Here is a 26,868-nt window from a genome sequence, read left to right as displayed (position 1 = left end):
TCATCACTGAGTAAAACGAACAGGACTTTTCATGGCACGTTTTTTTATTGACCGCCCTATTTTTGCCTGGGTGATCGCGCTGTTCATCATGGTGCTTGGCGGTGTAGCCGTCAATCAGCTGCCGATCGCGCAATACCCTACCGTGGCGCCTCCTGCGATCGTCGTCAACGTCGCTTATCCGGGCGCGTCGGCACAGGTGCTCGAGGACTCCGTCATCTCCGTCATCGAACGCGAGATGAACGGCGCCCAGGGCATGATCTACATGGAATCGACCAGCCAGGCCAACGGCACCGGTTCCATCACCATTTCGTTCGAGACCGGCACCGACCCCGACCTGGCACAGGTCGACGTCCAGAACCGCCTGTCGCGTGCGACTCCGCGCCTGCCGCCGGCCGTGACCCAGCAGGGTGTGCGCGTCGACAAGTCGCGTTCGAACTTCCTGCTGTTCACCATCCTGTCGTCGGACGATCCGAACTGGGACCCGGTGGCACTGGGCGACTACGCTTCGCGTAACGTCCTGCCGGAACTGCAGCGTATCAAGGGCGTGGGCCAGGCCCAGCTGTTCGGTACCGAAAAGGCGATGCGTATCTGGATCGATCCGGCCAAGCTGGTCGGCTTCAACCTGGCGCCGTCCGACGTCAACACCGCGATCAGCCAGCAGAATGCCCAGGTCGCATCCGGCACCATCGGCGATTTGCCGCTGGCGCAGGGCCAGCAGATCACCGCCACCGTCGTGGTGGCCGGCCAGCTGGCGACCGTCGAGCAGTTCGGCAACATCGTGCTGCGCGCCAATCCGGACGGTTCCACCGTGCGCCTGAAAGACGTGGCCCGCATCGAAATCGGCGGCCAGGCTTATGCCACGTCGGCGCGCCTGAACGGCAAGCCGTCGGCCGGTATCGGCGTCCAGCTGTCGCCATCGGGTAACGCCCTTGAAACCGGCGACCTGATCAAGGCCCGCATGCAGGAACTGTCGAAGTTCTTCCCGCATGGCATGAAGTACACGATCCCGTACGACTCGACCACCTTCATCGACATCTCGATCGAACAGGTCGTGCACACCCTGCTCGAAGCGATCGCGCTGGTGTTCGTCGTGATGTACGTGTTCCTGCAGAACTTCCGCTACACCCTGATCCCGACCATCGTCGTTCCGGTCGCGCTGCTGGGTTCCTTCGCCTGCCTGCTGGCGCTGGGCTTCTCGATCAACGTGCTGACCATGTTCGGCATGGTGCTGGTGATCGGTATCGTGGTCGACGATGCGATTGTGGTCGTCGAGAACGTCGAACGCATCATGTCCGAAGAAGGCCTGCCGCCGCTGCAGGCAACCCGCAAGGCCATGGGCCAGATCTCGGGCGCCATCATCGGCGTGACCGTGGTCCTGATGTCGGTGTTCGTGCCGCTCGCCTTCTTCGCCGGCGCGGTCGGTAACATCTACCGCCAGTTCTCGGCGGTGATGGTGACCTCGATCGCCTTCTCGGCCTTCCTGGCGCTGTCGCTGACGCCGGCGCTGTGCGCCCACCTGCTGAAACCGGTCGAAGCCGGCCACCACCACGAGAAGAAGGGTTTCTTCGGCTGGTTCAACCGTAACTTCACCGCCGGCGCCAAGCGCTACGAGGGCTTCGTCGGCTCGATCCTGCAACGCGCCGGCCGCTGGATGGTCGTGTTCGTGGTGCTGGTCGGCGTGGTCGGCCTGCTGTTCACGCGCCTGCCGAACTCCTTCCTGCCGAACGAAGACCAGGGCTACGTAATCGCCAACATCCAGCTGCCGCCAGGCGCCACCGCCGAACGTACCGGCGTCGTGCTGCACGCGCTCGAAGACTTCGTCATGAAGCAGCCGGAATACGCGAACATCGTGGCCGTGACCGGCTTCTCGTTCTCGGGCCAGGGCCAGAACATGGGTCTCGCCTTCATTCCGCTGAAGGCCTGGAGCGAGCGCAAGGGCGATGGCCAGGATGCGCAGTCCTTTGCGAACCGCATCACGATGCACATGGGCGCCCTGCGCGACTCGTTCATCTTCGTGGTGAGCCCGCCGCCGATCCCTGAACTGGGTACCGGCACCGGCTTCTCGTTCCGCCTGCAGGACCGCGGCGGCAACGGCCACGAAGCGCTGGTGAAGGCACGTAACCAGATGCTGGGCATGGCAATGCAGAGCAAGGTCCTGACCGGCCTGCGCCCTGAAGGCCTGGAAGACGCGCCGCAGCTGAAACTCAACATCGACCGCGACAAGGCGCAGGCCCTGGGCGTGACCTTCGGCGCGATCAACAATGCGCTGTCGACCTCGCTGGGTTCGAGCTACGTGAACGACTTCCCGAACGCCGGCCGCCTGCAGCGCGTGATCGTGCAGGCCGACGCGCCGAACCGCATGCAACCGGACGACCTGCTGCGCATCAACGCCCTGAACGCCCAGGGCCGCCCGGTGCCGCTGTCCTCGTTCGCCTCGACCGAATGGGTCACGGGTCCGATGCAGACCATCCGCTACAACGGCTATCCGTCGATGAAGATCACCGGCGAACCGGCTCCGGGCTATTCGAGCGGCCAGGCACTGGAAGAAATGCAGCGCCTGGCAGCCCAGCTGCCGCCTGGCTTCGCGTATGAATGGACCGGCCAGTCGCGCGAGGAAATCCTGTCGGGTTCGACCGTGTTCATCCTGATCGCCTTCTCGCTGCTGGCGGTGTTCCTGGCCCTGGCCGCGCTGTACGAAAGCTGGACCATTCCGGTGGCCGTGCTGCTGGTGGTGCCGCTGGGTATCCTGGGTTCGCTGCTGGCGGCCTATGCACGCGGGCTGTCGAACGACGTCTACTTCAAGGTCGGCCTGATCACGATTATCGGTTTGGCGGCGAAGAACGCGGTCCTGATCATCGAGTTCGCGAAGGACCTGCAGGCCCAGGGCAAGTCGCCGATTCAGGCGGCACTCGAAGCGGCCCACCTGCGTTTCCGTCCGATCATCATGACCTCGCTGGCATTCATCCTCGGCGTGCTGCCGCTGGTGATCGCAAGCGGCGCCGGCGGTGCCGGCCAGCGCGCCATCGGTACCGGCGTGATGGGCGGCATGATCACCGCAACCGTGCTGGGCGTGATCTTCGTGCCTGTGTTCTTCGTTGTGGTGCGTACGCTGTTCAAGGGTAGCAAGCGCCAGAACGACCTGTACACGCACCACGAAGACACCGGCAGCGTAGCGAAGGAAAAAATCCAATGACTGTAATGACCAAGACTAAACGTTTTACTCCGCTGGTCCTGGCGCTGGCCCTGGCCGGCTGCGTGAACCTGGCGCCGAAGTACGAGCGCCCGGCCGCGCCGGTGGCACCAAGCTTCCCGGAACTGCCGCAAGCCGGCGGCGCGGCCCTGCCGACCGCCACCGGCGAAGCGCCGGCGAACCTCGCCTGGCAGCGCTTCTTTGCCGATGCGCGCCTGCGCCAGCTGATCGAGCTGTCGCTGGCGAATAACCGCGACCTGCGCGTGGCGATCCTGAACATCGAGCAGGCCCGCGCCCAGTACCGCATCGCCCGTGCCGACCGCCTGCCGACCGTGTCGGCGGCCGTCACCGGCAGCCGCCAGACCACCGGCGAAGACCTGCCGATCCAGAGCGTGTACCAGGCCGGCTTGACCGTATCCGCCTTCGAGCTGGACTTGTTCGGCCGCGTGCGCAATTTGTCGGAAGCGGCGCTGGCGCAATTCCTCGCCACCGAGGAAGCGCGCAAGGCCACGCACATCAGCCTGATCGCCTCGGTCGCCAACAGCTACCTGTCGCTGCTGGCGGACGACGAACTGCTGGCACTCACCGAGCAGACCCTGAAAACCCGTGAAGAATCGCTGCGCCTGACCCAGCTGCGCTTCGAGAACGGCGTGTCGTCGAAGCTCGATCTGCAGCTGTCGGCCTCGCTGGTGGAAACGGCACGCGCCACCCTGGCGCAACTGCGCCGCCTGCGCCAGCAGGACAACAACCTGCTGACCCTGCTGGTTGGCCAGCCGATCCCGGCCGACCTGCCGCAGGGCGCCACCCTGGCAACGACCGAATTGCCCGACCTGCCGGCCGGACTGCCGTCGGATCTGTTGACCGTGCGTCCGGACATCCGTTCGGCCGAGCAGCAGCTGATCGCGGCGAACGCCAACATCGGCGCGGCGCGCGCGAACTACTTCCCGCGCATTTCGCTGACCGGCAGCGCCGGCAGCGTCAGCGACGAACTGTCGGGCCTGTTCAAGAGCGGCACCTTCGGCTGGAGCTTCGCGCCGCAGGCCGTGCTGCCGATCTTCGACTATGGCCGCGTGACGGCCGGCGTGGAATCGGCCCGTGCCGGCCGCGACATCGCCGTGGCCCAGTACGAGCGCTCGATCCAGACCGCGTTCCGCGAAGTGGCGGACGCGCTGGCCGGCCAGGCCACCTACAGCGAGCAGCTGCGCGCCCAGCGCGCGGTGGCCGAGGCCGAGCAGGACCGCTTCAACCTGTCCGACCTGCGCTACCGCAGCGGCGCGGCCAGCCAGCTTGATTTGCTGGATGCCCAGCGTTCGCTGTTCCAGGCGCAGCAGCAGGCAGTGGAAGCGAACCTGGCGCGCTTGCAGAACCAGGTCACGCTGTACCGCGTGCTGGGTGGCGGGTGGAGCGAGCCGGCGCCGGAGGCGCAGGCGTCGCGCTGATCGTTCAGCTTGTTACATGAAAAACCGGAGCCAAGTGCTCCGGTTTTTTTTCGCCGCGGATACATGCACTGGTTTGAGTTGAACTTGGCTACACGGGACAGCCGTAGGGTGGACGGCTTCACCCAGGTGTTTGATCGGCAGCGATGTTGGCGCCGTCCACGCGTTCGAACACCGTGTGCAAGCGCGGGCCATGTGCGGCGTGCGTTGAACGCGTGGGCGGCGCACACGTCACGGTCATGCAGCATGCCGGGTGCAGCCGACCACCCTACGTTTTTCGCCACGGATTCGTGTGGTGGTGCTGGGTTGAACTTGGCTACACTGAACAGGTCTACTAGTGAATGTCACTGAGGATGCCACCGAAGGGCGCCACCCAGGTGCTCATGCGGCGCCACATACTGCCATGCGAAACTTCTTTCAATCACACTGGAAAGTTATCGTTGCGCTCATCCTGCTCATCCTGGTGGCGGTCATGACCTTCACGCCCGAGAACGCCGCTGCCGCGCCCGACCTGGCCGAGCGCATGCGCCAGCATGTGCGCGCCGTCGCTTCCGAAGAACACAACACGCGCCGGCCGGCCCAGCTCGAGCGCGCCGCCGTCTACATCGAAACCACGCTAAAAAAAGCCGGCTACATGCCGGGGCGCCAAGAATACGAGGCCGGCGGGCAAAGGGTACGCAACATCGAGGTGGCGGTGGCGAACGTGGCGAAGGGCAAGCGGCCGGAGCGCATCTTCATCGTCGGCGCGCATTACGATTCGGCCCAAGGAGCGCCCGGCGCCAACGACAACGGCAGCGGCACGGCCGCCGTGCTGGAACTGGCGCGCCTGCTCAAGACGGTGCAGCCGGCCAGCGGCACCGAGGTGCGCTTCGTGTTTTTCGTGAACGAGGAACCGCCCTTCTTCCTGGGCGAGGAAATGGGCAGCATGCAGCATGCGGCCGAGCTGAAACGGCAAGGCCTGGCGGTCGAAGGCGCGCTGGTGCTGGAGACGATGGGCTATTACTCGGACGCGGCAGGCAGCCAGCAGCTGCCGCCGGGGCTGGATGGGCAGTATCCGGACACGGGGAACTTCATTGCCTTTGTCGGCACGATCGAATCGTCGGCGCTGGTGCGGCAGGCGCTGGCAGCGTTTCAGCAAGCGTCGGACTTCCCGGCACAGGGGCTGGCGGCGCCAGCGCATACGATGGGCGTGACCTTATCGGATCATTCATCGTATAACCGGCACGGGTATCCGGCGCTGATGATTACCGATACGGCGTTCATGCGCTATCCCTACTACCACACGGCGCAGGATACGCCGGACAAGCTGGATTACGACAGCATGGCGCGGGTGGTGGAGGGCTTGGCGAAGACGATTGTGGCGTTGGCGGGGGCGACGCAGGGGTAAGACCCGCGTCCGGTCGTTTTGTGTCGGGAGCGCGGCCGTTCGGATTGGTGGGTTCGAGAACCCACCCTACGCCAATCGATGTTCGTGGCCGTATCCCGACGTTCGCGGTTGTATCCACCGCATCCACCGATGTCCGTTATTTCGTCTCGCCGAGGAACATTTCCTGCAGGTCGTTGAGGAAGCGCTGACCCAGCTCGGTAGGTTTGATGAGCTTGAAGTCGCGGGTCAATAGCCCTTTTGCCTCGGCGGCATCCAGGGCTTTGGAGATCGCGGTGATGCTCATGCCGGTGCGTTCGCCGAACAGGTTCGGGTCGAAGCCTTCGGTCAGGCGCAGGGTATTGAGCATGAACTCGAAGCCCATGTCGGCGCGGGCGATCTCGTGTTCTTCCTGCACCGGGTTGCCGCGCTTGGCCGCTTCCATGAAAGAGCCGGGCTGCTTGTAGCGTGCCTGGCGCAGGATGCGGTGCGGGAACGACAGTTTCGAGTGGGCCCCGGCGCCGATGCCGAGGTAGTCGCCGAAGTTCCAGTAATTCAGGTTGTGGCGTGCGCGCCGGCCCGGTTGGGCATAGGCCGACACCTCGTAGTGCTCGTAGCCGGCGGCCGGCATGGTCTCGGCGATCATGTCCTGCATGTCGGCGCTGGCGTCGTCGTCCGGCAGGCTGGGCGGGTACTTGGCGAAGACCGTGTTCGGCTCCATCGTCAGGTGGTACAGCGACAGGTGCGGCGGCGCGAACGACAGCGCGGTCTGCAAATCGTGGCGCGCCTGCTCCAGGGTCTGCGAGGGCAGCGCGTACATCAGATCGAGGTTGAAGTTATCGAAGGTGTTGTGCGCGATCTCCACCGCGCGCAGCGCTTCGCGCTCGTCGTGGATGCGTCCCAGGGCCTTCAGGTGCTCACCGTTGAAACTCTGGATGCCGATCGACAGGCGGTTGATGCCGCTCTCGCGGTACTGGCGGAATTTTTCGACTTCGAAGGTGCCGGGATTGGCTTCCATCGTGATCTCGGCGTCGAGCTCCAGCGGCAGCAGCGTGCGCAGGTCCGACATCAGCCGGTCCAGGCCGGCGGCCGACATCAGGCTCGGCGTGCCGCCGCCGATGAAGACCGTGTGGATGCGGCGGCCCCAGATCAGCGGCAGCGATTGTTCCAGGTCGAGGCGCAGCGCGTCCAGGTATTCCTTTTCGGGCAATTCGCCCTTGGCCTCGTGCGAATTGAAGTCGCAGTAAGGGCACTTGCGCACGCACCAGGGGAAGTGGATGTAGAGCGACAGTGGCGGCAGGGCCGTCAGGTTCAGGGAGCCGGGCTGCAGGTATTGCAGGGCCGCCTGTGCCGGCGAACGTGCTTCGCCAACGTTCACGCCGGCGACTTTGATCGGGATCATTTCAGTTTCTCTACCAGTGCGCGCAGGGCCTGGCCGCGGTGCGATTGTGCGTTTTTCTCGGCGGGCGTGAGTTCGGCCGTGGTCTTGCCCAGCGCCGGGATCAGGAAGTGCGGGTCGTAGCCGAAGCCATTGTCGCCGCGCGGGGTGGCGATGATCTCGCCGTCCCAGCGGCCGTCGGCGATGATCGGCTGCGGGTCGTCGGCGTGGCGCACGTAGACCAGCACGCAGTAGTAATAGGCCGATTTGTCTTCGTGTTGCGCTAAGTCGGCCACCAGTTTTTCGTTGTTGCGGGCGTCGGATTTCGGTTCGCCGGCAAAGCGCGCCGAGTACACGCCGGGGGCGCCGCCAAGGGCGTTGACGCAGACGCCGGAGTCGTCGGCCAGGGCCGGCAGGCCGGTCAGGCGCGCGGCGTGGCGCGCCTTAGTCAAGGCGTTTTCGACGAAGGTGGCGAACGGCTCTTCCGCCTCGGGGACGTTGAATTCGCCTTGCGGGTGCAGGGTGAAACCGATCGGGCCGAGGATTTGCTGGAATTCCTTCAGTTTGCCGGCGTTGTTCGAGGCGAGGATCAGGCGTTGGGTCATGGTGGTTTGCGGGCGGGATGGAGCGAAGGCGGTATTTTACCGCTTGCGGTGAATGAGCGGCGACGGCGACCGTACGGTGGGCACTCCGTGCCCACGCGGAACGATGATCATTGTTAACGCGGGTTTAATCGGAAAACGGCGCATATGGCACGGCATCCAAAAGCGCATTGTTGGCATGTCGTCCATAGTCAACGCCGCGGAGCGAACCATCGCCGCAGCAGGTGCAAGGAAAAGCACGTAACCGCGTGGGCACGGGGTGCCCACCGTACAATTTCGGCCGCGGGCTAGAGGATGCCCAGCGACTGCTTTTGCATCGTCACCAGATCGGCAATGCCGGCCTGCGCCAGGTCCAGCAGGCGGTTCATCCCCGCCCGGTCGAACGCCGCCCCTTCGGCCGTCCCCTGCACCTCGATGAAGTGCCCCTCCTCCGTCATCACCACGTTCATGTCGGTATCGCAGCCCGAATCCTCCACGTAATCGAGGTCCAGCACCGGCGTGCCCTGCACCACGCCGACCGAGATCGCGGCCACGAAATGCTTCACCGGCACCGCGGTCAGCACGCCGCGTTCCACCAGCGTCGAGAACGCATCATGGGCCGCCACCATCGCGCCGGTGATCGACGCCGTTCGCGTGCCGCCATCGGCCTGGATCACGTCGCAGTCCAGGTGCAGGGTGCGTTCGCCAAAGGCTTCCAGGTCGAAGGCGGCGCGCAGCGAGCGGCCGATCAGGCGCTGGATTTCCTGGGTGCGGCTGGACTGCTTGCCGCGCGCGGCTTCGCGGTCCATGCGCGAGTGGGTCGAGCGCGGCAGCATGCCGTATTCGGCGGTCAGCCAGCCCTGGCCCTTCCCTTTCAGGAAGCCCGGCACCTTGTCTTCGATGCTGGCGGTGCAGATCACCTTGGTGTCGCCGCATTCGATCAGCACCGAGCCTTCGGCGTGTTTCGTGTAGTGGCGTGTGATGCGGATGCTGCGCAGCTGGTCGACGGCGCGGCCGCCCGTGCGGATGAATGTCATGGCAAACCCTGGTTTATTTGAGGAGGTGGGACGACTTCTCGATGGCCTGGTTGATCTCGGCAATCGCCTTTTCGATGGCGTCTTCATCGAAGGGGTCGAGGTCCGAAGTTGTGCCCACCACGGCGTCGACGCTGCCGATGGTGCTGCTGACCTGGTCCTCGGGCAGCATCTGGGTCGAGACCACGTTCGGCAGGTGGGCGTCGGCGTTGTCCATGCCCTGCCAGGCGATCGCCAGGGCCGTCGTGTTGTCGCAGCGCGGGCCGCCCCGCGCCACCGCGCTGGCAACCAGTTCCGGCACCGCCTGCACCACGCTGCGGGTGGCCAGCTTGCCGACGATCTCCGCATCCGGTACCGACGACCACAAGCCGTCGGAGCAGAGCAGCAGCACGTCGCCGGTCTGCAAACCGACCTGCTGCGCGATGTCGACGCGCGGCGGGGTCTGGGCGCCCAGGCAGTTATAGAGCTTGTTGCGGTCCGGGTGGCCGGCGCGGTCCGCCGGGCTGGCCTTGCCCTTGTCGATCAGGTATTCGAGGTGCGAGTGGTCGCGCGTGCAGGCCAGCACCCGGTTGCCGCGCACCCAGTACAGGCGCGAGTCGCCGCAGTGGACCCACAGCGCGCAGTTGTGCTGCACCAGGCAGGCCACGACCGTGGTGCGCGGGGTGTCGGCCAGGTTATGGCGCGCGGCGTAGGCGTGGATGTCGCGGTGGGCCTGGGTGATCGCCTCCTCCAGGAAGCGCTCGGGCTTCTTGATGGTGGGACGCGCCTGCATCTGGAACATCATCGACAGGGTCTGCATGGCGATGGTCGCGGCGATCTCGCCGTGCAGGTGGCCGCCCATGCCGTCGGCCAGCACCAGCAGCAGCGCGTCGCGCGTGAAGCAGTAGCCCATGCGGTCCTGGTTGACGCGGCGGGCGCCGATGTGGCTTTGCTGGTAGACGGAAAACTGCATCGGGGTTCCTTAATCGTTGCTGCCGTTCTTTGCACGGCCGAAGGCGCCGAGGCGGCCGAACAGGCCGCGCAAACCGCCCGGGCCGGCGGCCACGGAAGCCGCAGGGTCCGAAGCCGAAGCGGATGCGGGCGCGGTCTCCTCAAGCAGCGCCGGCGCCGTCTGCAGCACCTTCTGCACTTCGAACACGCTGCGCGGGCGCGCCATCGGGTCGAGCGACAGGCAGGCGCGCACCACGCCGGCCAGTTCCGGCGAATAGATGGTGGCCAGGTAGTCGAAGCGCGGCCCCATCTTGTCTTCCTGCCGGCGCGCGTCGGCGGCCTGGGGCGGCCCGCCGCTCATGCAGGAAAACAGCGCGGCGCCGATGCTGTAGATGTCCGACCACGGCCCCAGCGCCGAACCCTTCACGTACAGCTCGGGCGGGGCGAAGCCCGGCGTGTACATCGGCGCCAGCGCCATCAGGTCCTTGTTGATCGCCTGGCGCGCGGCGCCGAAGTCGAGCAGGATCGGCGAGCAGTCGCTGCGCAGGTAGATGTTGGCCGGCTTCAGGTCGAGGTGCAGCAGTTTGTTGGCGTGCACTTCACGCAGGCCCTGGCACACGCCCTTGAAGACCTTGCGGATGAAGCTTTCCTTCAGGCGGCTGCCCTTGCCCACCACGCGCGCGATGTGTTCCTGCAGCGAATGGCCGGATTCGTAGGCCATCACCATGTACACGGTCTCGTTGGCGCGGAAGAAGTTCAGGATGCGCACCACGTTCGGGTGGACGATGCGCGCCAGCGCCCGCCCTTCCTCGAAAAAGCATTTCAGGCCGATGCGAAACAACGGTGCGTTCGGCTTCGGGATGGTCGGCGCCAGCTCGCCCGGCTGGCGCAGCGCGAGCGCGCTCGGCAGGTACTCCTTGATGGCGACCGCGCTGCCCTCGGCATCATATGCAAGATAGACAATACTGAACCCGCCAGACGCGATTTTCTTTACAATGCGATATCCGGCAATCTCCAGCCCATCCGGCAAGGGTGCGTTATTTTGTGCGGCCATACTGAAGAGTTCCTTGCATAACACGGCGATTGTGTGGATAAATGTCGGTCTTGTAAAGAATAATGAGCGTCGGGCAAGGTAAATACGCGCACATCGCGCGCGTCGTTTGCCGGTAGCCGGGCGCCGTGAAAACGGGGACTCCATTGAGCATTTCAAGCATGACTGGCTATGCGGTTGCCACCAGCGAAGGCGCTGCCGGCACCCTCACGATCGAAATCAAGAGCGTCAATTCGCGCTTCCTCGATCTTCAGTTCCGCATCAACGACGAGCTGCGTGCGCTTGAACCGGACCTGCGCGCCGCGATCATGGCCGCCATCACGCGCGGCAAGGTCGAGGCGCGCCTGTCCTTCGGGCGCAAGGCAGCGGGCGGCACCCAGGCCCTGAACCACGAACTGCTGGCCGACCTGGCGCGCCTACAAGGTGAAGTGAGCCGTCACTTCGCCCAGGCCCAGCCGATGACGGTGGCCGAGCTGCTGCGCTGGCCGGGCGTGGTCGAGGAATCGCACGTGGGCCAGGAGTCGCTCCAGGCCGACGTCGCCGCCCTCACCGCCCGCACCATCGCGGCTTTTGTCGACAGCCGCCGGCGCGAAGGCGCGGCGCTGGAAGCGATGCTGATCTCGCGCATCGAGGCGATGGAAGCCATCGTCAAGCGCATCACTCCGCTGATCCCGCAGGTCATTTCTCAGTTCCAGCAGAAGGCGGTCGAGCGCATGCAGGACGCCCTGGGCCTGGCCGGCCACGGCAATCCGTCGGTGCTGAGCCGCCAGGAAGTGTTCGAGCGCATCCGCCAGGAAGTGACCCTGTACGGCATCCGCATCGACGTATCGGAAGAACTGTCGCGCCTGTCGGCGCACCTGAACGAGACCCGGCACATCCTGAAAAAGGGCGGCCAGGTCGGCAAGCGCCTCGACTTCATGATGCAGGAACTGAACCGCGAAGCGAATACGCTGGGCGCCAAGGCCTCGGTGAAGGAGCTGGCGGATGCGTCGATGGAGCTGAAGCTGCTGATCGAGCAGATGCGCGAGCAGGTGCAGAACCTCGAGTAAGTACAATCTGAATGATGGTGTGGCTTGCCCACACCGTTTGAACGCGTGGACGGGGAACCCGTCCACCCTACGGGTAAGATCAATTCGTAGGGTGGACGGCTTTGCCGTCCACGCGTTCAGCTATATGATGCACAATCGCGGCTTCGGCGAAGCCGCCACCAAGAACACACGAATCAAAGGAACACACCATGCTCACCACCGCCTTCTCCGGCAGCCTGTTCGTCGTCGCCGCCCCGTCCGGCGCCGGCAAATCGACCCTGGTCAACGCGCTGCTCAAGCAGGAACCGGACATCCAGCTCTCGATCTCGACCACCACGCGCGCGCCGCGCGTAGGCGAGGAAGACGGCGTGCACTACCACTTCACCACCGCCGAGGATTTCGAGCGCCGCGCCGACCGCGGCGAATTCCTGGAATGGGCCGAGGTGCACGGCAACTTCTACGGCACCAGCCGCCTGAGCGTGGAAGAAAAAATGAAGTCCGGTACCGATATCCTGCTGGAAATCGACTGGCAGGGTGCGCGCCAGGTGAAGAAGCAGTTCCCGGATGCTGCCGGCATCTTCATCCTGCCGCCGTCGATCGCGGCCCTGGAAGAGCGCCTGCACAAGCGCGGCACCGACGAACCGCACATCATCACGCGCCGTTTGCTGGCGGCCGGGGGCGAGATCGCTCACGCTCCCGAGTTCGAATATGCTATCATCAACGAAGAGTTCAACGTCGCCTTGGCCCAACTACAGGCGATTGTCCAGGCGACACGTTGCCGCTTCGCCCAACAGGCCGCCCGCAACGCCTCGCTGTTTGCCCAGCTGGGTATCCACGTACTGCAACAACCGTAATTTTTCCAGCGTCGCCCGCGCCGCTGCTTCCATCTATTCTGGAGTTACCACCATGGCCCGCATCACCATCGAAGATTGCCTGAAAAACGTCCCGAACCGCTTCCAGCTGACCCTGGCCGCGACCTACCGCGCACGCCAGCTGCTCCAGGGCCACACCCCGAAAGTCGAAGCCAAGGACAAGCCGACCGTCGTCGCCCTGCGCGAAATCGCCGCCGGTAAAGTTGGCCTGGAAATGCTGAAGAAAGTGCCGATGTAATTTTCGCGATGTGATTTCCAGTCACAGACTGGTAGTGACACCCGACGAACCCGCGGCCCCCACCGCGGGTTCGTCACATTCGGCAGTCCGTAATTCTGTTATTCTGTCCCTACACTGCGGCTGATCGACATAACGTATGAACCTGTTTCCCCCAGATACGACCCATTCTGGCAATCCTCCTGCCCGCGCCAGGCGCTCCGGCAAGCCGCACGACACTGCCGAGGCGCCTGCCCCCGGCGTAGCCTCGGTCACCCAGCTGATCGACAAACTGTCCGACTACCTCACCCCGGCCGAACTGAAGAAAGTCCGCGAAGCCTACCGCTTCTCCGACGAGATGCACCTTGGCCAGGTACGCAAGTCCGGCGAACCCTACATCTCGCACCCGATCGCGGTGGCCGAGATCTGCGCCGAGTGGAAGCTCGATGCGCAAGCCATCATGGCCGCCCTGCTGCACGACGTGATCGAAGACCAGGATGTCAAGAAGGAAGAGCTGATCGAACGCTTCGGCGCACCGGTCGCCAACCTGGTCGACGGCCTGTCGAAGCTGGAAAAGATCGAGTTCCAGAGCCTGGTGGAAGCGCAGGCGGAAAACTTCCGCAAGATGCTGCTGGCCATGGCCTCGGACGTGCGCGTCATCCTCATCAAACTGGCCGACCGGCTGCACAACATGCGCACCCTTGGCGTGATGGTGCCGGCCAAGAAGCGCCGCATCGCCGGCGAGACGATGGAAGTGTACGTGCCGATCGCGCACCGCCTCGGCCTGAACAACATCTACCGCGAGCTGCAGGACCTGGCCTTCTCGCACCTGTACCCGCTGCGCTACCGCACGCTCACCAAGGCGGTGAAGGCGGCGCGCGGCAACCGGCGCGAGGTGGTGAAAAAGATCCTGGAGTCGGTGAAGCAGACCCTGGCCATGGCCGGCATCCAGGCCGAGGTGTATGGGCGCGAAAAGACCCTGTTCGGCATCTATAAAAAGATGCGCAACAAGCACCTGTCGTTCTCCCAGGTGCTCGACGTGTATGGTTTCCGCGTCGTGGTCGACAACATCCCCAACTGTTACGTGGCGCTCGGCACCCTGCACGGGCTGTACAAGCCGATGCCTGGCAAGTTCAAGGATTACATCGCGATCCGCAAGATCAACGGCTACCAGTCGCTGCATACCACCCTGATCGGCCCCTACGGCACCCCGGTCGAATTCCAGATCCGCACCCAGGACATGCACCGCACCGCGGAAAGCGGCGTGGCGGCGCACTGGCTGTATAAAACCGGTGACCAGAACATGTCGGACCTGCAGCAGCGTACCCACGCCTGGCTGCAGTCCCTGCTCGACATCCAGCAGCAGACCGGCGACTCGGCCGAGTTCCTGGAACACGTGAAGGTCGATTTGTTCCCGGATTCGGTGTACGTGTTCACGCCAAAGTCGAAGATCATCGCCCTGCCGCGCGGCGCCACGGCGCTCGACTTCGCGTATTCGATCCACACCGGCATCGGCGACCATTGCGTGGCGGTGAAGATCAACAACGAAACCCAGCCGCTGCGCACCGAGCTGCACAACGGCGACATCGTGGAGATCGTCACCGACCCGGATTCGCGCCCGAGCCCAACCTGGCTCAGCTATGTGCGCACTGGCAAGGCGCGCTCGGCGATCCGCCACCACCTGCGCACCATCAACGTCAACGAATCGGTGGAACTCGGCCAGGACCTGCTGGCCCAGGCGCTGGCTGCGCGCGGCGTCACCGGCGAATTGCCAGCCTCGACCATCGAGCGCGTGCTGGCCGAATCCTCGGCCAAGTCGATGGACGAGCTGTACGCCGACATCGGCATCGGCAAGCGCATGCCGGCGCTGGTGGCGCGCCACATCTTCGGCCTGATGGATGGCGGCGACGACACCCTGCCGTCTTCCACGCCGCTGTCGGGCGAGATCGACCCGGTGACGATCTACGGCAGCGAAGGCGTGTCGGTGCAGTTGGCGCCATGCTGCCTGCCGATCCCGGGCGACGGCATCGTCGGCCAATTGCGGCGCGACCAGGGCCTGGTGGTGCACACCGCCGACTGCCTGCCGGCCAAGCGCCTGCGCGCCAAGGAGCCGGACCGCTGGATTGCCGTGCAGTGGGGCGAGGAGCTGAACCGCCGCTTCGACTGCCGCATCCGTTTGTTGATCAACAACGAAAAGGGGATTCTGGCGCGCGTGGCGGCCGAGATCGGCGAGTCGGACGGCAACATCACCTATGTCGGCATGGATGAGGACGACGAAAACATGATGACGCAGCTGCGCTTCACCATCCAGGTGAAGGACCGGGTGCACCTGGCGCACCTGATCCGCAATTTGCGGCGGGTGGCGGGGGTCAACCGGGTCGAGCGCGAGCGGGCCTGAGTTTCAATCGATACAAACGAACAGCCCACCTCGGTGGGCTGTTTTCGTAGGGTGGACGGCTCCACCCGCTCGGATGAACATCTTCCGGCGATCGCGCCGTCCACGCGTGCAATCCACGCCGGAACAGATGCGCGGCTGAGCGGAGGCCGGTTGAACGCGTGGGCGGCGCAACAGCCGCGTGTCCGCACGCCGCCGAATAGAGCCGACCACCCTACGCATCACCGCCGGCCGGCAGCAATGCCGCGCACTTGCCGCAGCGTGGCGCGATTCCTCGCCAGTGGCGTTACTTCGGCCGGCGCCTTCCCGTACAGGACTTCGTCGACCTTCAAACGCACGCGGGTGGCGACGTAGCCGTCGGGGTCCTCGGCCAGGTCCTGCACATGCATGAATGTCTGCGGCCGCGCGATCACGACGAAGCGCGCCTCGCGCATCTCCTGGGCCAGCGTCAGGTTCGGGTGGCCGCCCGCGCACAGCGCCCAGGCGTTGCCGCTGAACGGCAACAGCAGCGCCAGCCAGAGGAAGCGTGCGCCTGCCATCGCGCTGCCTGTCAGACCCTGCCCAGCGCCAGGATACGGTCGAAGGCATCGCAGGCGCCCGCGCAGGCGTCGGCGACTTCTTCTTCGCCCCGCACTTCGGCGCGCAGCGCCAGCATGAAGGCGCGCCAGCGCGGGCCCGGGCCTGCTTCGCCCGAACCGCGCAGGTAGCGCAGCGGGTGCGGCGCGAGTTGCCCGGCCAGGCGTTTATACAGCACGGCGCCGCCCAGCTGCGAGCCTTCGACGACATACGCCACGCCCCAGCGGTAGGCGGCGCTGGCTTCATCGGGCCAGCTTGACTGCAACGGGAAGTCCGGCGCAACCAAACCGGCCAGCGACGGCTCGGCCAGGTCGGCTTCGATCAGGAACAGGTGCGGCGCTGCCGGCAAGCCGCCGGCGCCTTGCGGGCCGTCGTGGAAGCCGGCCAGCCACGGCTGCATCGGCGCCAGCCAGGCGCGCAGCAGTTGCAGGTGATAGGCATAGTCGGCCAGGGTGGCATCGGGTTTCGACAGGGGCAAGCCACTGTCGAGGCGTTCGTGGCGGTCGTTTGTCCCTTGCCGCAGCGCGGCCAGGACGTCGGACTCGCGTGCGGGGTCGTGAGGTCGGTTCATGGCCCGCATCTTACCAGCCATGCCCGATTCGGGCGCGGATCAGTCGGCGATCGGCTCCGGATACTCGACGCTGAGGATTTCCAGTTCCTCCACGCCCTGCGGCGTTTGCAGGGTGACGATATCGCCCTCGCGCGCCTTGGTCAGCGCGCGCGCCACCGGCGACACCCAGCTGATGCGCCCGCGCAGCGGGTCGAGCTCGTCGACGCCGACGATGGTCACCGTATGCTCTTCGCCGGCTGTATTCGAATAGGAAACAGTCGCGCCAAAAAACACTTGATCGTTTCCATAATGGACACTCGGATCGACCACGAAGGCCGAATCCATGCGCTTGGTGAGGAAGCGGATGCGGCGGTCGATTTCGCGCAGGCGCCGCTTGCCGTAGATGTAGTCGCCGTTTTCCGAACGGTCGCCGTTCGAGGCGGCCCAGTGCACCACGCGCACCACTTCCGGCCGGTCGACGTCGATCAGCTGCAGCAGCTCGTCCTTGATGGCCTTGTAGCCGGCGGGCGTGATGTAGTTCTTGGCGCCAGGCGGAATCGCCTGCGCCAGTGCGACGGCGTCGTCATCGTCGTCGTTGTCGCTCTCTTTTACGAATGCCTTATTCATAAGCTTATTATAAGGATATGGGGCCGGAAGCGCCGCCGGATTGCTTTATCATCGCAGGGATGAAGCCGACGCCATCCGCCCGCCACCCGCTGCTCGCACCGCTGCTGACGCTTGCGGCGCTGCTGCTCGTGCTGGAAGAATGGCTGTGGCGCGCCGGCAGCCGCTTCGCCAGCGGCATCGCCGACTGGCCGCCGCTGGCCTGGCTGGAAAACGCAGTGCGGCGCCTGCCGCCCTACCCGGCCCTGCTGGTGTTTGCGCTGCCAGGCCTGCTGCTGTTGCCGGTCAAGCTGCTGGCCCTGCTGGCGATCGCCCATGGCCACCCGATGTGGGGCGTGGCCACCTTCGTCGCGGCCAAGCTGGGCGGCGCGGTGGTGGTGGCGCGCCTGTACGTGCTCACGCTGCCTTCCTTGCTGGCGCTGGTCTGGTTTGCGCGGCGGCACAATCGCTTCATCATGTTCAAAGATCACGTCATCGCCCGCCTGCGCGCCAGCCCGACGTATGTGCGACTGCGGCGCGGCGTGTCTGCCTTGCGCAGCAGCCTGCGCCGCAACCTGCGCCTGTTGCGCCGCCAGCTGCGGCCGTCGGTGCCCTTCGGCAGCCGCCACGCCACGCGCAGCGCGCGCGCCTTCCGGCGCTTCGTGTCGCTGTGGCGCCGGCGCCGCCAATCCACCGAATCCGAACGCCCATGAACACAGCCGAGCCGACCCTGGCCGCCCCGATGCAGGCGGCCACCTCCGAAATGTTCCTGATCGACGCCGCCAGCCTGGCCCTGGTCGACGTGAACGGCGCCGCGCGCCAGAACCTGGGTTATGACAACGCCAGCCTGCACGGCGCCAGCGTCAGCCTGGTCGCGCCCGAACTTGACGGCACCGCCCTGCACGGGCTGCTGGCCGGCCTGGGCGACGAGATCGGCGAGCAGCGCTGCCTGCGCACGCGCCTGCGCCGCGCCGACGGCAGCCTGTACCCGGCCAAGCTGACCTTCCTGCGCATCCAGCGCGACAGCCGCGACCTGCTGCTGGCGATCGGCGACGACCTCTCGCCCGAGCAGGCCGCCGCCACCGCCCTGGCCCAGTCGCAGGCGCGCTACAACGCCATCGTCGACCACACCCCGGGCCTGGTCTACCAGTTCGTGCTCGGCGCCGACGGCCGCCACGAGTATCCCTACCTGAGCGAAGGCTGCGCCGCCCTGCTCGGCGTACAGCCGGCGGCGCTGCAGGCCGATCCCGATTTGTTCCTGCGCCTGGTCCTGCCGGAAGACCGCAAGGGTTACCTGGAAACGATGGCGGTCTCCAAGATCAGCCTGTCGGGCTGGAACTGGGAAGGCCGCATCTGGATCGAGGCCTGGAAGGACGTCAAGTGGATCAACCTGCGCGCCACCCCGCACCCGGCGGCGCACGGGGCGGTGCAGTGGGACGGCATCATGACCAACATCACCGAGAGCAAGAACGAGCAGCTCGACGTGCTGCATTCGCGCGCGCGGCTGGCCGAGCTGACCGAGCACAGCGAGCAGGTAAAGGAACAGGAACGCGCGCGCATCGCCCGCGAAATCCACGACGACCTGGGCGGCAACCTCACCGCCATCAAGATGGCCCTGGCCATGCTGAGCGCGCGCCTGCCGCAAGACCCGGGGCTGCAGGAAAAGGCGGCGTATCTCGACAGCCTGGTCGACCGCAGCATCGAGGCGGTGCACCGCATTTCGCTCGATCTGCGGCCGTCCACGCTCGACCTCGGCATCGTCGCCGCCCTTGAGTGGCAGGCGCGCGAGTTCGAGAAGACGACCGGCGTTGCCTGCATCTTCCGCAGCGCCGAGCGCGACATCGAGCTCGACCCCGACCATGCGGCGGCCCTGTTCCGCATCTTCCAGGAAGCGCTGACGAACGTCGCCAAGCATGCCGGCGCGACCCGGGTGACGGTGACGCTGCGGCGCCAGCGCCAGCACCTCACGCTCGTCATTGCCGACAACGGGCGCGGCATGCTGCCGGCCGACCGCCTCAAGCCGCACTCCTTTGGCCTGCGCGGCATGAGCGAGCGGGCACGGGCGCTGGGCGGCACCTTGAGCTTGTCGGCGGCGCCGGGAGGTGGCACGATGGTGACCATCAAGATCAGGCTGACACTGGCGCCGCCCCGAGATGTGAACGAAAGTAACACGTAACAATGACCGAAAAAGCAACTATCCGTGTGTTCATCGCCGACGACCACGCCATCGTGCGCGAAGGCCTGAAGCAGATCCTGGCCGAGCAGCGCGACATCGTCGTGGCCGGCGAGGCCGAGAACGGACTCGACGCCGTCAAGCTGTTTCGCCGCGCAAAGCCGCACGTGATGCTGCTCGACATCTCCCTGCCCGACCGCAACGGCATCGAGGTGCTGAAGCAGATCAAGGACGACAAACCGGACCTGGCGGTGCTGATGCTGTCGATGCACCGCGAAGACCAGTATGCGATCCGCGCGCTGAAGGCGGGCGCCGCGGGCTACCTCACCAAGCAGAGCGCGCCGCGCGAGCTGGTGCAGGCGATCCGCCAGGTAGCGGGCGGCCAGAAATATGTCAGCGCGGCCCTGGCCCAGGCGCTGGCGAACAGCGTCGGCAGCGACCACGAGGCCCCGGTCCACGACAGTCTGTCGGACCGCGAATTCCAGACCCTGACCATGATCGCCTCGGGCAAGACGGTGAGCGAGATCGCGCGCGACCTGTCGCTGTCGGTGAAGACGGTCAGCGAATACCGCGCGCGCCTGTTGTCGAAAATGAAGCTGAAAACCAGTGCCGAACTGACGACCTACGCGATCCGGAACCAGCTTGTGGAATAAAGGAAACATTAGCGTCAAGTAAGAGGTCTTTTGCCCTCTATTTGCGTAATGACGTAAGGAAAAACTGCTTATCATTACGCCAAACTTGAAAATACTTGCGCTGTAACATGTCCAATCCGTCCAACCCGCCTGTCCAGAGTCCTGTCGAGATCGCCCGCGAGGCTTTCCGCCGCCTCGCCACCCGCCGCATCGCCCCTACGCCCGACGCCTACGCCGAGATCTACAACGAGATCGCCGGGCTGCCGAAGCCAGTTGCCGCACCAATCCAGGCGCCGGTCCAGGCGATCCCGCTGACCGGCCCGGCGCCCGAGGACGTGCTGGCCGGGTTCGCCACCCAGATCACCGATACGCCGGGCGAGCTGGCCGAATACGGGCGCCGCCTGAACCGCGCCGTGAAGGGACGCGACTGGGAAGCCTATGCGCGCGCCCTGTCGCAGCTGGTCGAAAAGCACCTGCGGCGCGGCATTCCGCCCGGCGTCACCTATGGCATGGAAAGCCGCGACACGGTCCTGCTGCGCGAATTGCTGAGCCGCACGCTGGCCTTTGCCCTGGCCTCGCTGCTGCCGGCCAAGTCGGCGCTGGCGACCGAGGCCGAATCGCTCGGCGCGGCCGTCAAGATCGCGCACAGCGAAGCGGCGCTGCAGGAAATCGCGGGGCGCCTGAAGGAACTCTGCTTCCAGATCGAACTGCACAGCGGTGATTCGGGCGAGCAGCAGGAACTGCTGCTGCGCCTGTTCAAGCTGCTGCTGGAAAACGTCAGCGGGCTGCTCGATGACGACAGCTGGATGCGCGGCCAGATCGCCGCCGTGCAGGACCTGATCGCCGGCCCGATCGACGCGCGCGCGCTGGAAGACGCCACGCGCAGCCTGAAGGACGTGATCTACAAGCAGGGCCAGCTGAAGCACGGCCTGGCGGACGTGAAGTCGACCGTCAAGAACATGATGATGACCTTCATCGACCGCCTCAGCTCGGTGGCGGCCTCGACCGGCGACTTCAGCGACAAGCTCGGTGGATTCTCCGAACGGATCCGCCACGCCGGCGACATTGGCGAGCTGAACGAGGTGCTCGACGAAGTGCTGCGCGAAACCCGCAACGCCCAGGCCGAGGCCCTGGCCTCGCGCGACCGCATGCTGGCCGCGCACCAGGAAGTGCAGGAAGCCGAAGGACGCATCAAGGAACTCGAAGCCAGGCTCCAGCACCTGAGCGAACTGGTGCGCGAAGACCAGCTCACCGGCACCCTGAACCGGCGCGGCCTGGACGACGTGTTCGAGCGCGAAAGCGCGCGCGCCGACCGCCGCGGCTCGCCGCTGTGCGTGGCCCTGCTCGACCTCGACAACTTCAAGAAGCTGAACGATACCTACGGCCACCTGGCCGGCGACAACGCCCTGCGCCACCTGGCCAGGGTCGTGAAAGGCACGCTGCGCTCGATCGACGTGATCGCCCGTTTCGGCGGCGAGGAATTCATGATCCTGATGACCGACACCACGGTGGAATCGGCGGTGCAGACCATGGTGCGCCTGCAGCGCGAGCTGACCAAGCATTTCTTCCTGCACGATAACGAGAAGCTGCTGATTACCTTTTCGGCCGGCGTGGCCCTGCGCCTGCCGAACGAAGACCAGGCGACCTTGCTGGCGCGGGTGGACAAGGCGATGTACCAGGCCAAGCAGAGCGGGAAGAACCGGGTGGTGGTGGCGGACTGAGCCAGCCGCCCGGCGGCCTGGTCAGGCTTCGGCCAGTGCGCGGTAATGGGCCGCGCGCCCGGCATCGCCGCGGCTCTCGTACAGCAGCGCCAGGTTGTGGGCGGCCAACACGCCGCCGCGGCCGCTGACCGCGCCCTCCATGTCGGGCTGCTCGCCCAGTTCCAGGCACGTCAGCCAGCTGGCCTCGATCATCGGCAACAGCTCGTCGGCCCGCTCGGGCTGGCAATGGGCGAGGTCGAGCAACAAGTCTCCCAGGACAAAATGGTAGTCCGGCGAGTCGTGCCAGTTTGCCATTTCAAGCTCGGCCAACTGGACCGCCAATGCATGTTCTTTCCCCATCTTCAAGGAAAACAGCGCCCGCACCACCAGGTCATGGCGCCAGGCGTCGCCCGGCTGCGCCAGCTCCAGCGCACGCAGGTAGTGGCCGGCGGCGGCGCCATACGCGCCGCGTGCCTCGTCGAGCTTGCCGGCCTGGTAGAGCAGGCCGGCATCGTCGGGGGCGGCCGCCAGCGCCGCGGCCACCAGCTGCGCGCGCTGCGCATTCCTGGCGGCGCGTCCGGCCTGGCGCATGCCGTCGTTGTGGATCGGCAGCGCGATGCGCTGGCGCGGCAAGGCGCTTACCGGCGCCTCGTTCACCGTGCCGGCATAGCGCACGTCGCCGGGCAGCAGGCGCGCACGCCACGTGGTCGCGGCCAGCGTGCGCCCCGCCAGGTCGAAGGCCAGTCGCACCGGCAGCAAGCCGACCAGCGGCTCGCCGGCGCAGGCCTGGGCCAGCAGGCGCGCGCCGTCGGCATCGGCGGCCAGCCACTCGTCGGCGTCCAGCACCAGGTTCCAGCGCGCACCCGACAGGGCCAGCGCCGCATTGCGGGCGGCGGCGAAATCGCCGGTCCAGGCGAATTGCTCCACCCGCGCGCCGTGTTCGGCGGCGATGCGCGCGGTGGCGTCGGCGGAACCGGTATCGAGCACGATCATCGTGTCGACGACAGGTCGCGCCGACTCCAGGCAACGCGCAATATGCCGGGCCTCGTCGCGCGCGATCACTACCAATGCCAGTTGCCCCATGTCTCTGCTCCCTCAGGTTGGAATCTTGTCTTGCTGCTCTGAATAATTATACGTCCGGGGCCCGGCGCGGCGGCCTTTTTGCGGGCCGGCCGGGGCGCCGCGAAAAAAATTTGAAAAAAGTTCGTTCTGGGTATCAACTTTTTCGAATCCCTTCCGTTACCTGATTCAACTGCAGTGAGATTGTCATTCAAAAGCGTGGCAGCCCAGCAGAAGTGGCAAGTTGCCCCCCTCGAAAACAGAGTTTGGAGAAATAACATGGCAAGCATGATCAACACCAACATTTCGTCGTTGAACGCACAGCGTAACCTGTCGACGTCGAAAACCTCGCTGGAAACCTCGCTGCAGCGCCTGTCGACCGGCCTGCGCATCAACAGCGCCAAGGACGATGCCGCCGGCATGGCGATCTCGACCCGCATGACCTCGCAGATCAACGGCCTGAACCAGGCAACCCGCAACGCCAACGACGGCATCTCGCTGACCCAGACCGCCGAAGCCGGCATGGCCTCGGCCACCGACCTGCTGCAGCGTATGCGTGACCTGGCCGTGCAGTCCTCGAACGGTTCGAACTCGGACACCGACCGCGCTGCGATCCAGACCGAAGTCGGCCAGCTGAAGGAAGAAATCGACCGCGTGGCGAAATCGACCAACTTCAACGGCCTGAACCTGCTCGACGGTTCGTTCAGCGCGCAAAGCTTCCAGGTCGGCGCCAACAACAGCAGCAACGACCGCATCCAGATCAAGGAAATCGCCAACCTGCAGACCACCAAGCTCGGCAGCGGCACCACCGGTTCGTCCTCGCTGACCTCGGGCCTGACCACCAAGGCCCTGGCCGCCGGCGACCTGACCCTGAACGGCACCCAGATCGGCGCCTCGACCGCCGGCGCCCAGGCCGGCCAGTCCTCGAGCAGCGCGTACGCAGTGGCCCAGGCCATTAACGCCGCAGCCGGCCAGTCGGGCGTGACCGCGACCGCGAATGCGACGGTGGCGACTTCGATCGCCGCGACCGGCGTGGCGGCAACCGACGCCACCAAGCTGGCGGCCAACACCTTCTCGATCAATGGCGTGAACATCGGCGAAATCGAAGCCGGCACGCAATTCAATGGCGCCACCAATCCGCCGACTGCCGGTGGTTCGACCGCAGTCATTGACAAAGGCACCAAGGTGGCCGATGCGATCAACAAGGTGAGCGACCAGACCGGCGTCAAGGCCACGGTCGACGACACGGGCGCGGTCAAGCTGACCTCGACCAACGGCAAGGCCATCGAACTGAAGCTGACCGACTCGAGCGCCAATGCAGCTGCCGTCACTGCATTCACCGACAGCACCGGCCTGACCGCCAGCGTCGCAGGCACCTCCACTGCCGGCACTGCGCCGACCGCGGGCGCCTATGCCGCCGGCGCCTTCAAGATCAACGGCGTCGAAGTCGGCGCCATCGCCGACGGCGGTACCGCATCCGGCCAGGGCGCGAACACCGCCGCCGCCATCAATGCGGTCAGCGACAAGACCGGCGTGACGGCGAAGGCCGATTCGGTCACCGGCAAGATCTCGCTGAGCGCCGCCGACGGCCGCGACATCAAGCTGGAAGACGGCACCGGCACGGCAGCGGCTGCCACCGGCATCACCGCCGGCACCTTCACCGGCTCGGTCACCCTGAGCAGCTCGAACGTCAACGGCATCGTGGTCGGCGGCGAGAACAATGCAAACGCCGGCCTGGCCGCCTACACCGGCCTGAAAGCCGCCGACACCAAGTCGACCGGCACCATCAGCTCGGTCGACGTCAGCACCGCCACCGGCGCGCAGGCGGCGATCGACACGATCGACAAGGCGCTGTCGTCGGTGAACACTTCGCGCGCCAACATGGGTGCTTACCAGAACCGCTTCAGCGCCGTCGTGTCGAACCTGCAGTCGTCGTCGGAAAGCCTGTCGTCCTCGCGCAGCCGCATCCAGGATGCCGACTTCGCGGCTGAAACCGCGTCGATGACGCGCGGCCAGATCCTGCAGCAGGCAGGTACCGCGATGCTGGCCCAGGCCAACTCGCTGCCGAACGGCGTGCTGTCCCTGCTGCGTGGCTAATCGCCTCACATCCGACTGATGCAACAAAGGCGCGCTCCCGGCAGGCAGCGCGCCTTTGTCACGAAATGGATCCACCATGGCAAGCGATTCGATCACCCCGGCCGCCAGCGGCGCCGCCACCGCACCAGTCCCGACGCGGCACATTTACAACAACACGGAGCCGGTCCTGCCGGCCGCCAGCGCCAGGCCGGTCGCGGCATCGGGCAAGCCGGCCACGATGGACGAGCTGCGCGATGCCGTCAAGAAGATCCAGGACAATATCGGCCCGGGCGCACAGGACCTGCGTTTCAGCATCGACGAGGACACCGGCACCCCGGTGATCAAGCTGATCGATACGAAGACCGATACGGTCTTGCGCCAGATTCCCACCGTTGAAGCTTTGGAAATCTCCAAGGCGCTCGATAAACTACAGGGTTTGCTGGTGCGCGAAACCGCGTAGAATGACCGGTTGCCGCTTGGCTTCGTCAGCCCGGCAGCGCTTTCAACAGGAGTAACTACATGGCAATCTCTTCCACGGGAGTCGGTTCCGGCCTCGATGTCACCAGCCTCGTCAAGCAATTGATGGAGGTCGAGCGCGCTCCGCTCAAGGCGCTCGATACCAAGGAAGCCAGTTACCAGGCCAAGCTGTCCACGCTCGGCACTGTCAAGAATGCCCTGGCCGCCCTGCAGACGGCCGCAAAGGCGATCGCGACCACCGACAAGCTGACCCCGGTCAAGGCAAGCGTGGCCGACAGCACCCTGCTCGCCGCCGCCCCCGGCGCCGGTGCGGTGCCCGGCAACTACAACGTCGAAGTGCAAAGCCTGGCCCAGGCACAAAAGCTCAAGACCAGCGTCGGCTTTTCGAATACCAGCGACATCGTCGGCAGCGGCACCCTGACCTTCGACTTCGGCAGCTACGACAGCGCCGAGCCGCCGGTGTTCACGCCGAATGGCGCCAAGGCCGCCAAGACCGTGACGATCACCAGCAGCAACAATACGCTGGCCGGCATGCGCGACGCGATCAACAACGCGAACATGGGCGTGAGCGCCAGCATCATCAACGACGGCAGCAAGAACATCCTGACCTTCACCAGCAACGACACCGGCACCGCCAGCGCGCTCAAGGTGACGGCGGGCGACCCGTCGCTGAACGCCTTCGCCTACGACCCCACCGGCGCGGGCGGCAGCAGCATGAACCAGATCGTGGCGGCCCAGGACGCAGTGATCGTGGTCGACAGCGTCCCGATCACCAAGCAAAGCAACAAGATCGCCGACGCGATCCAGGGCGTGACCCTCGATTTGGCCAAGGCCGAGCCCGGCAAGAGCACGAAAATCAGCCTGGCGCGCGACAGCAGCGGTGCCCAGGCCGCGGTCGAGAATTTCATCAAGGCCTACAACGACGCCAACAAGGCGATTACCGACGCCACCGCGTACAACGTGGCCACGGGCGTCGGCGCGGCCCTGAACGGCGACAGCACCATGCGCAGCGTGCAGAGCCAGATGCGGGCCCTGTTCAGCACAGGCATTCCGGGCGCGCCCGGCGGCATGGGCACGCTGTCCGACGCCGGCATCAGCTTCCAGAAAGACGGCACGCTGGCGCTCGATGCTACCAAGTTCAGCGCGGCGGCGGCCAATCCGGCCAAGGACATCAGCAAGCTGTTCGCGACCTCGGCCACGGCCAAGGGCTATGGCTACCAGATGGACGTACTGCTCGGTAAGATCCTGAGCCCGGTCGGCGTACTCAGCAACAAGAACACCAGCATCAACAAGCAGATCGAGGACCTGGGCGACCAGCGCGACTCGGTCAATACCCGCCTGGAGGCGACCGAGAAGCGCTACCGCGCCCAGTTTTCGGCGCTCGACACCGCCATTGCCAGCATGCAGTCCACCAGTTCCTTCCTCACGCAACAGTTGAGCCTGCTGGCCAACAATAGCTGAGCGCGCGCCGGCAGCGCGAATTGGCAGGTAAATTCACCTCTGATGGCGCGATGGTGGCCGCGCCCCTTCCCCTACACTGTGCATTCTTC

At 65.6% G+C, this 26,868-nt stretch carries 23 protein-coding genes; 14 read left to right on the top strand and 9 right to left on the bottom strand.

Annotated elements, in window-relative coordinates; genetic code table 11:
• Positions 1-31 precede the first annotated feature (31 nt).
• The 3 genes from ACWYRN_RS14615 (at position 32) to ACWYRN_RS14605 (ending at position 6,013) form a co-directional block, all read left to right on the top strand.
• Positions 32-3,193 (top strand): efflux RND transporter permease subunit, encoded by a 3,162-nt coding sequence (locus ACWYRN_RS14615; protein WP_488688335.1) that lies wholly within the window; start codon positions 32-34, stop codon positions 3,191-3,193.
• A 5-nt stretch (positions 3,194-3,198) separates the two neighbouring features.
• A complete protein-coding gene (locus ACWYRN_RS14610) occupies positions 3,199-4,629 on the top strand; it encodes an efflux transporter outer membrane subunit (protein WP_488688333.1) in 1,431 nt (476 codons plus the stop codon).
• A gap of 469 nt (positions 4,630-5,098) precedes the next feature.
• Positions 5,099-6,013 (top strand): M28 family peptidase, encoded by a 915-nt coding sequence (locus ACWYRN_RS14605; RefSeq protein ID WP_488688331.1) that lies wholly within the window; start codon positions 5,099-5,101, stop codon positions 6,011-6,013.
• 136 nt (positions 6,014-6,149) lie between these two features.
• On the opposite strand, the gene hemW is transcribed toward ACWYRN_RS14605, so the two are convergent.
• From hemW to ACWYRN_RS14580, 5 genes are all read right to left on the bottom strand, one after another.
• The gene (gene hemW / locus ACWYRN_RS14600; RefSeq protein WP_488688330.1) at positions 6,150-7,391 is read right to left on the bottom strand and encodes a radical SAM family heme chaperone HemW; all 1,242 of its coding nucleotides are present in this window, start codon (positions 7,389-7,391) and stop codon (positions 6,150-6,152) included.
• The gene (gene rdgB / locus ACWYRN_RS14595; RefSeq protein ID WP_488688329.1) at positions 7,388-7,972 is read right to left on the bottom strand and encodes an RdgB/HAM1 family non-canonical purine NTP pyrophosphatase; all 585 of its coding nucleotides are present in this window, start codon (positions 7,970-7,972) and stop codon (positions 7,388-7,390) included. Before rdgB ends, hemW begins: the two co-directional genes overlap by 4 nt.
• Positions 7,973-8,256: 284 nt before the next feature.
• Entirely contained in the window at positions 8,257-8,985 is a 729-nt protein-coding gene (gene rph / locus ACWYRN_RS14590; protein WP_488688327.1) for a ribonuclease PH, read from the bottom strand.
• A 13-nt stretch (positions 8,986-8,998) separates the two neighbouring features.
• Entirely contained in the window at positions 8,999-9,934 is a 936-nt protein-coding gene (locus tag ACWYRN_RS14585) for a PP2C family protein-serine/threonine phosphatase (protein ID WP_488688325.1), read from the bottom strand.
• 9 nt (positions 9,935-9,943) lie between these two features.
• Positions 9,944-10,966 carry a serine/threonine protein kinase gene (locus tag ACWYRN_RS14580; RefSeq protein WP_488688324.1) on the bottom strand — a complete coding sequence of 341 codons (1,023 nt, stop codon included), beginning with the start codon at positions 10,964-10,966 and terminating at the stop codon, positions 9,944-9,946.
• Positions 10,967-11,124: 158 nt separating this feature from the next.
• On the opposite strand from ACWYRN_RS14580, the gene ACWYRN_RS14575 reads away from it, so the two are divergent.
• The 4 genes from ACWYRN_RS14575 to ACWYRN_RS14560 all read left to right on the top strand — a co-directional run bounded on the left by ACWYRN_RS14575 (position 11,125) and on the right by ACWYRN_RS14560 (position 15,475).
• On the top strand, positions 11,125-12,012 hold the full coding sequence (locus ACWYRN_RS14575; protein ID WP_229438404.1) for a YicC/YloC family endoribonuclease: 888 nt from the start codon (positions 11,125-11,127) through the stop codon (positions 12,010-12,012).
• A gap of 188 nt (positions 12,013-12,200) precedes the next feature.
• On the top strand, positions 12,201-12,845 hold the full coding sequence (gene gmk, locus ACWYRN_RS14570; protein ID WP_488688323.1) for a guanylate kinase: 645 nt from the start codon (positions 12,201-12,203) through the stop codon (positions 12,843-12,845).
• Positions 12,846-12,897: 52 nt separating this feature from the next.
• Positions 12,898-13,101, top strand: coding sequence for a DNA-directed RNA polymerase subunit omega (gene rpoZ, locus ACWYRN_RS14565; protein WP_005665923.1), 204 nt, complete (start codon positions 12,898-12,900; stop codon positions 13,099-13,101).
• 136 nt (positions 13,102-13,237) lie between these two features.
• Positions 13,238-15,475: a RelA/SpoT family protein gene (locus tag ACWYRN_RS14560; RefSeq protein WP_488688319.1), complete on the top strand. Its 2,238-nt coding sequence runs from the start codon at positions 13,238-13,240 to the stop codon at positions 15,473-15,475.
• Between the two features lie 218 nt (positions 15,476-15,693).
• On the opposite strand, the gene ACWYRN_RS14555 is transcribed toward ACWYRN_RS14560, so the two are convergent.
• The 3 genes from ACWYRN_RS14555 to greB are packed head-to-tail and all read right to left on the bottom strand — an operon-like array spanning position 15,694 to position 17,225.
• Entirely contained in the window at positions 15,694-16,011 is a 318-nt protein-coding gene (locus ACWYRN_RS14555) for a hypothetical protein (RefSeq protein ID WP_488688317.1), read from the bottom strand.
• Positions 16,012-16,022: 11 nt separating this feature from the next.
• Complete coding sequence (locus ACWYRN_RS14550) at positions 16,023-16,619, bottom strand: biliverdin-producing heme oxygenase (protein ID WP_488688315.1); 597 nt, start codon at positions 16,617-16,619, stop codon at positions 16,023-16,025.
• 39 nt (positions 16,620-16,658) lie between these two features.
• A complete protein-coding gene (greB, locus tag ACWYRN_RS14545; protein ID WP_229438395.1) occupies positions 16,659-17,225 on the bottom strand; it encodes a transcription elongation factor GreB in 567 nt (188 codons plus the stop codon).
• Between the two features lie 59 nt (positions 17,226-17,284).
• Here greB and ACWYRN_RS14540 point away from each other — a divergent pair, with 59 nt between their 5' ends.
• From ACWYRN_RS14540 to ACWYRN_RS14525, 4 genes are all read left to right on the top strand, one after another.
• Entirely contained in the window at positions 17,285-17,914 is a 630-nt protein-coding gene (locus ACWYRN_RS14540; RefSeq protein WP_488688313.1) for a hypothetical protein, read from the top strand.
• Positions 17,911-19,377: a sensor histidine kinase gene (locus tag ACWYRN_RS14535; protein WP_488688311.1), complete on the top strand. Its 1,467-nt coding sequence runs from the start codon at positions 17,911-17,913 to the stop codon at positions 19,375-19,377. The genes ACWYRN_RS14540 and ACWYRN_RS14535 overlap by 4 nt, the downstream gene beginning before the upstream one ends.
• Before the next feature lie 2 nt (positions 19,378-19,379).
• A complete protein-coding gene (locus ACWYRN_RS14530; protein WP_488688310.1) occupies positions 19,380-20,027 on the top strand; it encodes a response regulator in 648 nt (215 codons plus the stop codon).
• Positions 20,028-20,134: 107 nt separating this feature from the next.
• Positions 20,135-21,727 (top strand): GGDEF domain-containing protein, encoded by a 1,593-nt coding sequence (locus ACWYRN_RS14525; protein ID WP_488688308.1) that lies wholly within the window; start codon positions 20,135-20,137, stop codon positions 21,725-21,727.
• 21 nt (positions 21,728-21,748) lie between these two features.
• Here ACWYRN_RS14525 and ACWYRN_RS14520 read toward each other — a convergent pair whose 3' ends face one another.
• Positions 21,749-22,789, bottom strand: coding sequence for a glycosyltransferase (locus tag ACWYRN_RS14520; RefSeq protein ID WP_488688307.1), 1,041 nt, complete (start codon positions 22,787-22,789; stop codon positions 21,749-21,751).
• A gap of 255 nt (positions 22,790-23,044) precedes the next feature.
• Here ACWYRN_RS14520 and ACWYRN_RS14515 point away from each other — a divergent pair, with 255 nt between their 5' ends.
• The 3 genes from ACWYRN_RS14515 to fliD all read left to right on the top strand — a co-directional run bounded on the left by ACWYRN_RS14515 (position 23,045) and on the right by fliD (position 26,779).
• A complete protein-coding gene (locus ACWYRN_RS14515) occupies positions 23,045-24,862 on the top strand; it encodes a flagellin N-terminal helical domain-containing protein (protein WP_488688305.1) in 1,818 nt (605 codons plus the stop codon).
• A 76-nt stretch (positions 24,863-24,938) separates the two neighbouring features.
• Positions 24,939-25,301 (top strand): flagellar protein FlaG, encoded by a 363-nt coding sequence (locus tag ACWYRN_RS14510; protein ID WP_488688303.1) that lies wholly within the window; start codon positions 24,939-24,941, stop codon positions 25,299-25,301.
• A 59-nt stretch (positions 25,302-25,360) separates the two neighbouring features.
• Entirely contained in the window at positions 25,361-26,779 is a 1,419-nt protein-coding gene (gene fliD / locus ACWYRN_RS14505; protein WP_488688301.1) for a flagellar filament capping protein FliD, read from the top strand.
• The last annotated feature ends 89 nt before the right edge of the window (positions 26,780-26,868 follow it).

The sequence above is a fragment of the Massilia sp. BAP21 genome, assembly GCF_057801335.1.
The sequence above is the reverse complement of the archived record's forward strand: the minus strand, read 5'-3'. Positions and strand labels throughout refer to the sequence as shown.

Excerpts from the sequence above, each read along its gene's own strand:
- ACWYRN_RS14610 (WP_488688333.1), top strand. The coding sequence starts at position 3,199 with ATGACCAAGACTAAACGTTTTACTCCGCTGGTCCTGGCGCTGGCCCTG.
- gmk (WP_488688323.1), top strand. The coding sequence starts at position 12,201 with ATGCTCACCACCGCCTTCTCCGGCAGCCTGTTCGTCGTCGCCGCCCCG.
- rdgB (WP_488688329.1), bottom strand. The coding sequence starts at position 7,972 with ATGACCCAACGCCTGATCCTCGCCTCGAACAACGCCGGCAAACTGAAG.
- ACWYRN_RS14535 (WP_488688311.1), top strand. The coding sequence starts at position 17,911 with ATGAACACAGCCGAGCCGACCCTGGCCGCCCCGATGCAGGCGGCCACC.
- ACWYRN_RS14615 (WP_488688335.1), top strand. The coding sequence starts at position 32 with ATGGCACGTTTTTTTATTGACCGCCCTATTTTTGCCTGGGTGATCGCG.
- ACWYRN_RS14605 (WP_488688331.1), top strand. The coding sequence starts at position 5,099 with ATGACCTTCACGCCCGAGAACGCCGCTGCCGCGCCCGACCTGGCCGAG.
- ACWYRN_RS14555 (WP_488688317.1), bottom strand. The coding sequence starts at position 16,011 with ATGGCAGGCGCACGCTTCCTCTGGCTGGCGCTGCTGTTGCCGTTCAGC.
- ACWYRN_RS14520 (WP_488688307.1), bottom strand. The coding sequence starts at position 22,789 with ATGGGGCAACTGGCATTGGTAGTGATCGCGCGCGACGAGGCCCGGCAT.
- ACWYRN_RS14550 (WP_488688315.1), bottom strand. The coding sequence starts at position 16,619 with ATGAACCGACCTCACGACCCCGCACGCGAGTCCGACGTCCTGGCCGCG.
- ACWYRN_RS14580 (WP_488688324.1), bottom strand. The coding sequence starts at position 10,966 with ATGGCCGCACAAAATAACGCACCCTTGCCGGATGGGCTGGAGATTGCC.
- ACWYRN_RS14560 (WP_488688319.1), top strand. The coding sequence starts at position 13,238 with ATGAACCTGTTTCCCCCAGATACGACCCATTCTGGCAATCCTCCTGCC.
- ACWYRN_RS14530 (WP_488688310.1), top strand. The coding sequence starts at position 19,380 with ATGACCGAAAAAGCAACTATCCGTGTGTTCATCGCCGACGACCACGCC.
- hemW (WP_488688330.1), bottom strand. The coding sequence starts at position 7,391 with ATGATCCCGATCAAAGTCGCCGGCGTGAACGTTGGCGAAGCACGTTCG.
- ACWYRN_RS14515 (WP_488688305.1), top strand. The coding sequence starts at position 23,045 with ATGGCAAGCATGATCAACACCAACATTTCGTCGTTGAACGCACAGCGT.
- greB (WP_229438395.1), bottom strand. The coding sequence starts at position 17,225 with ATGAATAAGGCATTCGTAAAAGAGAGCGACAACGACGACGATGACGAC.
- ACWYRN_RS14510 (WP_488688303.1), top strand. The coding sequence starts at position 24,939 with ATGGCAAGCGATTCGATCACCCCGGCCGCCAGCGGCGCCGCCACCGCA.
- rpoZ (WP_005665923.1), top strand. The coding sequence starts at position 12,898 with ATGGCCCGCATCACCATCGAAGATTGCCTGAAAAACGTCCCGAACCGC.
- rph (WP_488688327.1), bottom strand. The coding sequence starts at position 8,985 with ATGACATTCATCCGCACGGGCGGCCGCGCCGTCGACCAGCTGCGCAGC.
- ACWYRN_RS14575 (WP_229438404.1), top strand. The coding sequence starts at position 11,125 with ATGACTGGCTATGCGGTTGCCACCAGCGAAGGCGCTGCCGGCACCCTC.
- ACWYRN_RS14525 (WP_488688308.1), top strand. The coding sequence starts at position 20,135 with ATGTCCAATCCGTCCAACCCGCCTGTCCAGAGTCCTGTCGAGATCGCC.
- ACWYRN_RS14540 (WP_488688313.1), top strand. The coding sequence starts at position 17,285 with ATGAAGCCGACGCCATCCGCCCGCCACCCGCTGCTCGCACCGCTGCTG.
- fliD (WP_488688301.1), top strand. The coding sequence starts at position 25,361 with ATGGCAATCTCTTCCACGGGAGTCGGTTCCGGCCTCGATGTCACCAGC.
- ACWYRN_RS14585 (WP_488688325.1), bottom strand. The coding sequence starts at position 9,934 with ATGCAGTTTTCCGTCTACCAGCAAAGCCACATCGGCGCCCGCCGCGTC.